Source organism: Aeromicrobium sp. EU05-FHT14F07, from assembly GCF_058790455.1.
Genome location: NZ_JBYTCR010000038.1, coordinates 1 through 10,217 on the forward strand (window position 1 = coordinate 1; position 10,217 = coordinate 10,217).

Below are 10,217 nucleotides of genomic sequence, written 5' to 3' on the forward strand. Positions count from 1 at the left end.
AGAAGCCTTCGAGTCCCAGCGCACGAACGCAGATTCTTGCGTCCCACGCGGGCCACAGCCCGAGACCCGAAGCCGGCTCCCGCCCAGCCGCCCGGTCGAGGCCCTTTCGGAGACCAGGCACAGCGAAAGCCGAGGCAGCGCTGTGGTGGGTCGAGATCACCGCAGGCTGCGCAGCAGCAGGCACATTCCCCAAGCCCGCCAACCGCCACGCCCGCGCCGCTAGCCTGAGCGACATGGCTCACACCGCTGACCGTCACAACGTCATCCGCGTGCAGGGGGCTCGGGAGAACAACCTGAAGGACGTGAGCGTCGACCTGCCCAAGCGTCGGCTGACGGTCTTCACGGGTGTGTCGGGGTCGGGGAAGAGCTCGCTGGTGTTCGGGACCGTCGCGGCGGAGTCGCAGCGGCTCGTGAACGAGACGTACAGCGCGTTCCTGCAGGGGTTCATGCCCTCGTTGTCGCGTCCCGACGTCGACCACCTCGATGGGCTCACGACGGCGATCATCGTCGACCAGGAGCGGCTGGGGGCGAACCCGCGGTCGACGGTGGGTACCGCGACCGACGCGAGCACCATGCTGCGGATCCTGTTCAGCCGGATCGGCGAGCCGTACGTGGGTCCGCCCACGGCGTTCTCGTTCAACGTGCCCACGCGGACGGCGAGCGGTGTCATGACGACGGAGCGGGGTGGGCGCACGGAGAGGCGCGTCGCGCGCAAGGAGGTCTACCTCGGCGGGATGTGCCCGCGCTGCGAGGGGATGGGGTCCGTCAGCGACTTCGACCTCACCGCGATCTACGACGCCGAGAAGTCGCTCGCCGACGGGGCGCTGCTGGTGCCCGGCTACAGCATGGACGGCTGGTACGGACGCATCTTCTCCGGCGCCGGGCTGCCGATGGACGTGCCCGTCGGCCGGCTCACCGATGCCCAGCGCGAGAAGCTGCTGCGCGGGGAACCTGAGAAGATCCGGGTCGACGGCGTCAACCTCACCTACGAGGGCGTGCTCACGAAGGTGCAGAAATCGATGCTCAGCAAGGACGTCGAGTCGCTGCAGCCGCACGTCCGGCGCTTCGTCGAACGCGCCGTCACGTTCACCACGTGCCCGGACTGCGACGGCACCCGCCTCACCGCGGGCGCCCTATCGTCACGGATCGCGGGGAAGAACATCGCCGACCTGTGCGCGATGCAGGTCAGCGACCTCGCCGCGTGGCTGCGTGACCTCGACGAGCCGTCCGTCGCGCCGCTCGTCGCCGGCTTGCAGCACCTCCTCGACGCGTTCACCGAGATCGGCCTCGGCTACCTGTCCCTGGACCGTCCCGCCGGCACGTTGTCCGGGGGAGAGGCACAGCGCACCAAGATGATCCGACACCTCGGGTCGTCGCTCACCGACGTGACCTACGTGTTCGACGAGCCGACGATCGGTCTCCACCCGCACGACGTCGAGCGGATGAACCAGCTGCTGCTGCAGCTGCGCGACAAGGGCAACACGGTGCTCGTCGTCGAGCACGAGCCCGAGACCATCCGCGTGGCCGACCACGTCGTCGACCTCGGGCCAGGGGCGGGGTCCGAGGGAGGGACGGTCTGCTTCGAGGGCGACGTCGCCGGGCTGCTGGCCAGCGGCACCCTCACCGGACGCCACCTCGACGACCACGTGCCCTTGAAGGAGGAGGTTCGCACGTCCACCGGACGTCTGCAGGTCCGCGGCGCCTCCACCCACAACCTGCGCGACGTCGACGTCGACGTGCCGCTCGGCGTGCTCTGCGCGGTGACGGGCGTGGCCGGGTCAGGGAAGAGCTCGCTGGTGCACGGCTCGATCGCGGCGCACGAGGGTGCGGTGGTCGTCGACCAGTCGCCGGTCAAGGGATCGCGGCGCAGCAACCCGGCCACCTGGACCGGCCTGCTCGAACCGGTGCGGAAGGCCTTCGCGAAGGCCAACGGCGTCAAGCCGGCCCTCTTCAGCTCCAACTCCGAGGGGGCCTGCACGACGTGCGGCGGCGTCGGCGTGGTCATCACCGAGCTCGGCGTCATGGCGACCGTCGAGTCGCCCTGCGAGGAGTGCGAGGGGCGACGCTTCCAGCCGTCGGTGCTCGAGCACACGCTCGGCGGCAGGAACATCGCCGAGGTGCTCGAGCTGTCGGCAGCCGACGCGGCGGTCTTCTTCGCCGAGGGGGAGTCCCGCGTGCCGGCGGCACAGAGGATCGTGGCCCGGCTCGTCGACGTCGGGCTCGGCTACCTGACCCTCGGCCAGCCGCTGTCGTCGCTGTCCGGTGGCGAACGTCAGCGGCTCAGGCTGGCGGCGCAGCTCTCGGAGTCGGCCGAGGTGCTCGTGCTCGACGAGCCCACCACCGGACTGCACCTCGCCGACGTCGACAACCTGCTGGCCCTGCTCGACCGCATCGTCGACGCGGGACGGTCGGTGGTGGTCGTCGAGCACCACCAGGCCGTCATGGCGCACGCCGACTGGGTCATCGACCTCGGTCCCGGCGCCGGGCACGACGGCGGACGCGTCGTCTTCGAGGGCACGCCCGCCGCGCTGGTCGCCTCCGACAGCGGCCCGACGGCGCGGCACCTCGCCGCCTACGTCGGGGCTACAGCGGGCGCTTGAAGCCGACGTGGCTCGGCTCGTAGCCGAGCCGTTCGTAGAAGCGGTGCGCCGCGTCGCGCGACGTGTCGCTCGTGAGCTGGGAGAGCCGTGCGCCGCGGGCGCGGCCGTGCTCGTGCGCCCACGCCATGAAGGCTCCGCCGAGCCCACGGCTGCGCCAGCCGGGCGCCACACGGACCCCCTCCACCTGCATGCGGGTCGTCCCACCGCGGGACAGGCCGGGGAGGATGGTGAGCTGCGCCGTCGCCACGACCTCGTCGCCGTCGCGCACCACCACCACGAGCTGCGACGGGTCCCGCACGAGGGCGTCGAACGCCTCCTGGTAGACCGACGCGGTGCCGTGCTCGCGCGACGCGCCGATCGGGTCGTCGGCGAGCAGCGCGACGATCGCAGGCACGTCGGTGCGCTCCGCCCGTTCGACGCGCAGACGCTCGCCGTCGACCTCGAGGGTGGTGCCGGCGTCCCGCGCCGCGCGACGCACCCCGTCGACCACCGCGTCGAGCCAGCCCCCGACCGACGCCCGTGCCTCGGCGGTGTCGGGGTAGCGGCAGCGCAGGTGCACGCCCCCCTCGTCGAGCACGAACCACACCATGACCCCGTCGGTACGGCCGGCAGCGCTGACGTACTGCGCCTCGAGTCCCACGTGGTCGACGTGCACCGGAAGTCGGCGCAGGTCGAGCCAGGAGAACGCGAACATGCCGGGGGACTGGGGCATGCCCCCGTAGGGGGCGAAGACGTCGGCGAGCGGCCACGACCCCAGCCGGATCGCCTCCTTCACGGCCGCTGCGCAGGCGGTCGGGTCGGGATCGGGCGAGTCGATGACCGCGTTCGTGATGAACCAGCCCACCGCGTCGTGCCAGATCTCCTCGTAGCGGCTGTGGACCGGGAAGACGGCGCGGAACGGCGCGTCGGCCAGCGACCGGGTCACCCGGGTCATCACCGACGTGACGAGGGCGAGGGTCGAGACGCCCTGGGCGCGAGCGGCGCGCTCCAGCCACGCCATCGCGTCGACGTCGAGCACGTCACGCACCTCCACCCGCTCGAGCACGGGTGTCGCGACGTCGCCGAGGGGGAGGGGGAAGCGGGGCATGGTGTCGCCGCAGGCGCCAAGCACCTCGGCCCACCGCTCCCGCACGTCCTGCGGAGGACGCTCGCGACCGAGCAGCGACTCGGTGTGGCTGGAGAACGCGCGGGGGAGCACCTCCGAGGTGGTGTGTCCGAGCTCGCGGAGGAGGTCGCGCACGACCACCAGCAGCGACCACATGTCGACGTGGGCGTGGTCGGACCCGATCACGACCGTGGATCGGTCGTGCGACTGCACGACGCACAGGCGGTGCGACGGGCTGGACAGCGGACGGCAGTGCTCGTCCAGCACGCCGCGGATCGCGTCGCTGAGCCGCGTGCCCGGCGCCATCGGGTGCTCGCGCCACGACCCCGGCCCGACCTCGACCTCGTGCAGCTCGACCTCGCCGTCGCCGTCGAGGGAGAAGACGGTGTGCAGGGTCCCGTGCCTGCGCACGACGGCGAGCCAGGCCTCCGCGAGGCGGTCGAGGTCGACGTCGGGCAGCCGGACGGTGATCGCCATCCACGAGCCCGGACGGTCGCCCTGCCCGACGTGGCGTTCCTGGTCGAAGGAGACCGGGAGGCGCTCGCCCGTGGCGCCGACAGTGAGGTCGTACCCCATCACGCGACCGAACGGCAGTCGCAGGTGGGCCACGTGGGTGAGCCGCATGGTCGTCACTCTAGGGCCGGCCCGGACGTCGCGCGTCCCGTCGGCGTCTGCGTGTCTCGTCGCTCACAACGGGCGCGCGGGGGGCCGTGCGGGCGCCCTGCGGTCGTAGTCTGGGAGGTCCCGAGACCGAGGAGCCGCCCGCGATGTCGTCCGTGACCGTGCCTGGAGCCGTCCTGGACGTCGACGTGCAAGGCGACGACGGCCCGGCGGTCGTCGTGCTGCACGGGCTGACCTCGAGCCGGCGACGCGACGCGGTGCTCGGCCTCGACGTCGCGGCGCGTGTGCCCGGCCTGCGGCTGCTGCGCTACGACGCGCGTGGTCACGGTCTGTCCAGCGGCAGGCGGGTCGTGGAGGACTACACCTGGCCTCGGCTCGCCGACGACCTCGAACACGTGGTCGAAAGATTCTTCCCGGGGGAGCAGGTCCACGGTCTCGGGGGGTCGATGGGAACAGCCACGCTGCTGCACGCCGCCCTCGCGGATCCGGGCCGGTTCGCGTCGCTGACGCTCATGATCCCGCCGACGGCCTGGGCGTCCCGCCGTGCCAAGGCGGCCGAGTACGAGGCGGCGGCCCGGCTGGTCGAGACGTCGGGCGTCGACGCGTTCGTCGCGCTGGCGGCCGACGCCGTCCCGCCGCCGGCGACGCGCGGCCGTCCCGACACGGTGCCCGACGTCGCCGAGACGTTGCTTCCGACGGTCCTGCGGGGCGCTGCGCGTTCCGACCTTCCGCCGAGCGCGGCGCTGGCGACGCTCGACGTGCCCACGCAGCTGATGGCCTGGACCGACGACCCGGCGCACCCGCTGAGCACCGCGGAGACGCTGCACGCCCTGTGGCCGTCGAGCTCGCTCGTCGTGGCCGCGTCACCCGACGACGTCCGCGCGTGGACCACGCTGCTGGACGACCACGTGCACCGTCACGACGCCGCGGTGCGCGCAGGCTCCTGACGCCCCTCCCGGCTCGTCCGCGTCGATCCGATAATGCACATTATGTCAAGTAGCGGATCGCTTCTGCGGCCGGTCGACTACTGAGACGGCATCCGCGTACTGCGCAGATCGTCCAACTTCGCCCCCGTGTCGCTCGCCATGAGCCGTACGGTTCACCTGGGCACGTCGGCGGTCGTTCCTTCGCGTCAGGCGGGCCCGAGGCGGCGGTAGCGCTTCCGAGGGCGCTGCCGCCGCCCTTCATCTCCGATACCCGTACGTTCTTCCCACAACCTCGACTGTCCCCTTGACGGTGGTCACCGGCACGCTCTGTACTGCGATCAGTTGGCCGACGCAACCATGCGCCGACCTCTGACGAGAGGAGAGCACCATGAAGATCAGTCAAGCCGCCAAGGCAGCGGTCGCGACGATGGCCGTGACGGCCGCCACGCTCGGCGTCGCGCAGAATGCGGCCCACGCCGCCGGTGACACGCCCCTCTACGGCGAGCTGTGCCAGGCCGCGGAGAACATCCAGTTCTGGAACGACGCCGGCGTCACGAGCTACACCGTGCAGACCAACGAGTACATCAGGATCGACAGCGTCCCCTCGGCGTACTACGCGACGGGGCACGGGGACGGGCACAGCACCCGCAACTTCCAGTGGAAGCACAGCAACGGCCAGTCGCGCGTGAAGAACTGCCACTGAGCCTGACCGGCAAGTCATCCGCCGAGGCGCCCGGTCCCCTCAGGGGCCGGGCGCCTCGCTGTGCGAGACCGCACGTCACCTCACCTCGGCTGGCCCGGCTCCCAGCTCACGGTGCCAGGCACGACGCCCTCGCCGAGCAGGCGGGCGTGGACCCGGATGTCGCTGTCGGCTGCCGTGGACGGGCCCAGCAGTGCGTCGGCCGGCGGGAACGGCGTGCCGAGCTCGAGGGCGCTGGCCTCGAGCAGCACCTGCCACGGCGGCAACGGGACGGACGGTCGCGGATCGGCGAGACTGGCGAGGAAGGCGCCGGCTCGATCCCTGGCGCGCTCGTCGTGGCTCTTGGTCGCCTCGACGGCGGCGAGTGCCGCGGCCAGGTCGCCGTCGTGCTCCCGCAGGCGTGATCGGGCCTCCCCGATCCCGAGGTCGCCGGCGAGGCGCAGTCGTCTGATCTTGTCGATCTCCGTCAGCTCCGGCTCGACGGCCTCCGATCTGGCAGTCGGCGCGCGCGTCGGCGTCGGTCCGTCGAGCGCGTCGAGCGCCTTCGCCAGCGCCCGGGCCCACGCGCGCGGATCGGGGTGCTCCCCCGCGATCTCGTCGACGTCGACGGACACCCGTGTCCTCCCCCGCGTCGCCGTCTGCGCGTCGATCGTCCGCGACAGCAGGCGCGTGTACTCCGCGACGTCGCCGTACGCGGCGAACATGTGCCGCAGGTGCTGCGGATCGTCCAGCCGTCCGGCTGCCGACTCCCAGCTCGTGGTGAACCGCACGGTCCGGGACGACACCAGATCCTCCGAGCGGAACATCGCCAACCACGCCAGCGGGACGCCCGCGACGCACGTGGCCAACGCACGACGTCGGCGCCCCTCGACGAGGTCCAGACGGGACTCGTTCGCCACGGGGGTCAGGCTTCCAGGGTGCGTACGCCGGGTCAACCCCCGTCGACGGCGGCGCCTCCGATGGTTTTCCCGACGCGGTCCGTAGGTGTTCAGAACCTGTTCACCCACCACTCGTCCGGCAGGAGCGGCCGTCACGGGTGAGCCTGTGAGGACGGGTGCGGACGAGCCGCCACGTGGACCGGGTCGTCAGGGCGACCCGAGAGGAGCGTGCGCCATGTCGCTGCTGGAGCTGCTGGGCATCGCCGTCATGCTGACCGGCATGATCTCGTTCGCCAGGTCGGCGACGCGACTCGCCCTGACGGACGGCGGCGCCTGGGGCGGTGCCGAGACGGTCCTCGTCGCCGGGTCGATCACGCTCATGCTGGCGGGTGCGGTCTGCATGGCGCAGTCCTGACCCTGCTCACGGTCGTGGGACGACCCGTGCCTCCTCGAGACGGTCGAACAGGTCGAGGAACGCCTGCAGCGTGGGCCGGTAGCCCGTGAAGCCGAGCACGCGGCTCCGGGTCATGTCGGCGAGACACTCCACCTCTCGGCCCAGGTCACCGTCCGTGTGCCACCACGACGCCACGCGGTCCACGTCGGACTCCACGAGCCGCTCACGCTCGGCGATCCTCGACCACGTCACGGCGGCGTCGACCATCTGCTCCTCCAGGGGTCGCGGCTCGGTGTCGAAGCCCTCCGCGTCGACGCCCAGTCGCGCGGCCAGCAAGGGCCACAGCCACCGCCAGCGGAAGACGTCGCCGTCGACCACGTTGAACGCCGTGTCGGCAGCGGCCGGCGTGGTGGCCGCCCAGACCAGGTGCTCGGCGAGCAGACCCGCGTCCGTCATGTCGGTGAGGCCGTCCCACTGGGTCCGCGACCCCGGGAAGACCATCGGTCTCCCCTCCTCCCGACAGATCGCGGCCTGGACCGCGAGCGTCTGCCCCATGTTCATCGCGTTGCCCACGGCGGCACCGATCACGGTGTGGGCCCGGTGCACGGACCACGTGAAGCCCATCCGCTCCGCCGCGGCGAACAGCTCGTCCTCCTGCGCGTAGTAGAAGTTCGGGTACGGCAGGCGAGGCTCGTCCTCGCGGAAGGGGGTGTCGGGCACCTCCCCCTTCCCGTACGCCTCGAACGGACCGAGGTAGTGCTTGAGTCCGGTCACCAGCGCGACGTGCCGAACGCTGCCCGGCTGGGTGACGGCGGCGAGGAGGTCGCGCACCATGCGCCCGTTGACGCGGATGTTCGCCGCCTCGTCCTCCTGACGCTTCCAGGCCGTCACGAACACGTGGGTCGGCGCGTGAGGTGCGAGGGCGTCGCTCAGCGACCGCTCGTCGGTCAGGTCGGCTGCGACGCCGCGCACCCCGTCCGCGGGCGAGCGGCCGCTGCGCGACAGCCCCAGCACCTCCCAGCCCTGCTCGACCAGCTCCCGGCACAGTGCCGAGCCTGCGATGCCAGTGGCCCCTGCGACCAGAGCGGTCCGCGTCGTCTCCCCCATGTCCTCGACCCTAGGCGCGTCTCGAGCGCGCCGCTCGGCGCCAGACGCGCCACCGGTGTCGTCGCGGGACGAGCAGCCCCGCTCCCCTCTCCCCTACGGCACCGGGACGGGCGACGGCTCCTTCGTGGTGCCGAAGGCGAACGTCGTCTCGATCGACGCGAGCGACGGGATGTCGCGGATCCGGTCGCGCAGCAGCTGCTCGTAGCTCGCGAACGACTCGGCGACCACCTTCAGGAGATAGTCGTGGTCGCCGGCCAGGACGTAGGCCTCGACGACCTCAGGAAGAGCCCGCAGCTCCTCCTCGACGGCCTCCACGGTGTCGGTCGCGTGCGACGACAGCCGCAGCCTGACGAAGGCGGTGATGCTCAGTCCCACCTCCTGCTGGGCGACCACCGCCCGGTACCCGCTGATCACGCCGGCGGACTCCAGTGCCCGCACCCGGCGCAGGCAGGGCGACGGCGACAGGCCCACGCGGTCGGCGAGCTCCTGGTTGGTGAGGCGGCCGTCCACCTGCAGCTCGTGCAGGATGGCCTGGTCGATGGCGTCGAAGCGACTCATGTGGCAGATCCTGCCACAGAGAGAAGCATTGACAGCAGAAAAGGCAATCGAATGGCGCAGCGATCTCCCTAGTGTTGCGGCATGACCAGAACCGTCCCGATCGGACGCGGCGTGGCCGGCCCCGCCGCCCTGCTCGCCACGATCCTCTTGTGGTCGTCCTTCGCGCTCACCACCCGGGCGCTCGGGACGTCGGGCCTGACGACGCTCGACGTGGCCCTGCTCCGGTTCGCCACTCCCCTCGTCCTGCTGGCTCCCTGGGTCCCCGGGGCGTTGCGTCGCGCTCGGCACGAGCGGGTCGGCACGCTGGCGCTGGTGCTCGTCGGTGGACTCCCCCACTTCCTGGTCTTCGCCGTCGGCGCCCACCTCACCAGCGCCGGGCTGACCGGACTGCTCGTCCCCGGCACCGTGCCGCTGTTCGTCACGCTCCTCCTGCTGCGCCGGCAGGGCGTCCCACGGGGCCGGGTCGTGGCGCTCGCGCTGATCACGGGCGGAGTCGCCGTGAGCGCCAGCACCATGTCGTCGGGCCGGGGCCCGGTCGGCGTGCTCGCGTTGCTCGCGGCCGGCCTGCTGTGGGCCGTCTACACGCTCGCCCTCGCCCGGACGACCCTCGGGCTGCTCGACGTGGTCGTCCTCGTCAGCCTCGGGTCGACCGTCGGCGCGGTGGTCGCCGTGGCGCTCGGGCTCGGGCCGTCCGCGCTGCTCGGCGGGACGGCGGCCGCGTCGGAGGTGCTGGCCACGGTGCTGCTGCTCGGTGTCGGCACGGGAATAGCGTCCACGCTCTGCTACGCCCTGGCGGTCCGCCAGCTCGGCAGCGGAGCCGGTGCCGTCGCAGGCGCGTCGAGTCCCGTGCTCACCGCGACCGTCGCGGCGCCCCTCCTGGGCGAGCCGCTCGGACCCGTGCTCGCCGCCGGCCTCGTCCTCGTCGTGGTCGGCATCGTGCTCTTCCACGCGTCCGGCCGCGCGCCCTCGCGCGCCGGAAGCCTGGTCGGGCGACGGCCGCTCCTGGTCGAGCACCGGCACGCTCCGCTGGTCGAGTAGTCCGGGCGAGCTTGCGAGGCTCGGACGTATCGAGACCACTCGGCAACGGTTCAGCGCGGACCGGCCCCCAGCGACCGCTTGGAGTGGTCTCGATACGCACGGGCGGCGCTCGTCCCGCCCCCGCAAGCGGGAGGTGCCCCCAGCGCGCCGCGCTACTCGACCAGCGGAACCGTTCGCTGGTCGAGTAGTCCGAGCGAGCTTGCCAAGCTCGGACGTATCGAGACGGTGAAGATGGTTCCGGGTCGCTGCCGGCGTTCTGACTTGTATCGAGACTGACGCCCGGCTGGGTT

At 72.0% G+C, this 10,217-nt stretch carries 9 protein-coding genes; 5 read left to right on the plus strand and 4 right to left on the minus strand.

Annotation, left to right across the window (positions count from 1 at the left end):
- The first annotated feature begins 233 nt into the window (after positions 1-233).
- A complete protein-coding gene (locus AC3WRM_RS18260; RefSeq protein WP_492249976.1) occupies positions 234-2,600 on the plus strand; it encodes an ATP-binding cassette domain-containing protein in 2,367 nt (788 codons plus the stop codon).
- Here the strand turns inward: AC3WRM_RS18260 and AC3WRM_RS18265 are convergent.
- Positions 2,584-4,329 (minus strand): GNAT family N-acetyltransferase, encoded by a 1,746-nt coding sequence (locus tag AC3WRM_RS18265; RefSeq protein ID WP_492249975.1) that lies wholly within the window; start codon positions 4,327-4,329, stop codon positions 2,584-2,586. The two genes, AC3WRM_RS18260 and AC3WRM_RS18265, sit on opposite strands and share 17 nt — an antisense overlap.
- A 143-nt stretch (positions 4,330-4,472) precedes the next feature.
- Here AC3WRM_RS18265 and AC3WRM_RS18270 point away from each other — a divergent pair, with 143 nt between their 5' ends.
- Together AC3WRM_RS18270 and AC3WRM_RS18275 are read left to right on the plus strand one after the other, a co-directional pair.
- Positions 4,473-5,273 carry an alpha/beta fold hydrolase gene (locus tag AC3WRM_RS18270; RefSeq protein ID WP_492249974.1) on the plus strand — a complete coding sequence of 267 codons (801 nt, stop codon included), beginning with the start codon at positions 4,473-4,475 and terminating at the stop codon, positions 5,271-5,273.
- 367 nt (positions 5,274-5,640) lie between these two features.
- Complete coding sequence (locus AC3WRM_RS18275) at positions 5,641-5,955, plus strand: hypothetical protein (RefSeq protein ID WP_492249973.1); 315 nt, start codon at positions 5,641-5,643, stop codon at positions 5,953-5,955.
- Positions 5,956-6,035: 80 nt separating this feature from the next.
- On the opposite strand, the gene AC3WRM_RS18280 is transcribed toward AC3WRM_RS18275, so the two are convergent.
- The gene (locus tag AC3WRM_RS18280) at positions 6,036-6,851 is read right to left on the minus strand and encodes a hypothetical protein (protein ID WP_492249972.1); all 816 of its coding nucleotides are present in this window, start codon (positions 6,849-6,851) and stop codon (positions 6,036-6,038) included.
- Between the two features lie 214 nt (positions 6,852-7,065).
- Between AC3WRM_RS18280 and AC3WRM_RS18285 the strand changes: the two genes are divergently transcribed.
- Positions 7,066-7,245 carry a hypothetical protein gene (locus AC3WRM_RS18285; RefSeq protein ID WP_492249971.1) on the plus strand — a complete coding sequence of 60 codons (180 nt, stop codon included), beginning with the start codon at positions 7,066-7,068 and terminating at the stop codon, positions 7,243-7,245.
- Between the two features lie 6 nt (positions 7,246-7,251).
- Here the strand turns inward: AC3WRM_RS18285 and AC3WRM_RS18290 are convergent, their stop codons facing one another.
- Together AC3WRM_RS18290 and AC3WRM_RS18295 are read right to left on the minus strand one after the other, a co-directional pair.
- Complete coding sequence (locus AC3WRM_RS18290) at positions 7,252-8,331, minus strand: SDR family oxidoreductase (protein ID WP_492249970.1); 1,080 nt, start codon at positions 8,329-8,331, stop codon at positions 7,252-7,254.
- Positions 8,332-8,424: 93 nt separating this feature from the next.
- Positions 8,425-8,889: an Lrp/AsnC family transcriptional regulator gene (locus tag AC3WRM_RS18295; RefSeq protein ID WP_492249969.1), complete on the minus strand. Its 465-nt coding sequence runs from the start codon at positions 8,887-8,889 to the stop codon at positions 8,425-8,427.
- An 81-nt stretch (positions 8,890-8,970) separates the two neighbouring features.
- Here AC3WRM_RS18295 and AC3WRM_RS18300 point away from each other — a divergent pair, with 81 nt between their 5' ends.
- Positions 8,971-9,927, plus strand: a complete 957-nt coding sequence (locus AC3WRM_RS18300) for an EamA family transporter (RefSeq protein WP_492249968.1) — start codon at positions 8,971-8,973, stop codon at positions 9,925-9,927.
- Positions 9,928-10,217: the final 290 nt, after the last annotated feature.

Excerpts from the sequence above, each read along its gene's own strand:
- AC3WRM_RS18260 (WP_492249976.1), top strand. The coding sequence starts at position 234 with ATGGCTCACACCGCTGACCGTCACAACGTCATCCGCGTGCAGGGGGCT.
- AC3WRM_RS18265 (WP_492249975.1), bottom strand. The coding sequence starts at position 4,329 with ATGCGGCTCACCCACGTGGCCCACCTGCGACTGCCGTTCGGTCGCGTG.
- AC3WRM_RS18270 (WP_492249974.1), top strand. The coding sequence starts at position 4,473 with ATGTCGTCCGTGACCGTGCCTGGAGCCGTCCTGGACGTCGACGTGCAA.
- AC3WRM_RS18275 (WP_492249973.1), top strand. The coding sequence starts at position 5,641 with ATGAAGATCAGTCAAGCCGCCAAGGCAGCGGTCGCGACGATGGCCGTG.
- AC3WRM_RS18285 (WP_492249971.1), top strand. The coding sequence starts at position 7,066 with ATGTCGCTGCTGGAGCTGCTGGGCATCGCCGTCATGCTGACCGGCATG.
- AC3WRM_RS18290 (WP_492249970.1), bottom strand. The coding sequence starts at position 8,331 with ATGGGGGAGACGACGCGGACCGCTCTGGTCGCAGGGGCCACTGGCATC.
- AC3WRM_RS18295 (WP_492249969.1), bottom strand. The coding sequence starts at position 8,889 with ATGAGTCGCTTCGACGCCATCGACCAGGCCATCCTGCACGAGCTGCAG.
- AC3WRM_RS18300 (WP_492249968.1), top strand. The coding sequence starts at position 8,971 with ATGACCAGAACCGTCCCGATCGGACGCGGCGTGGCCGGCCCCGCCGCC.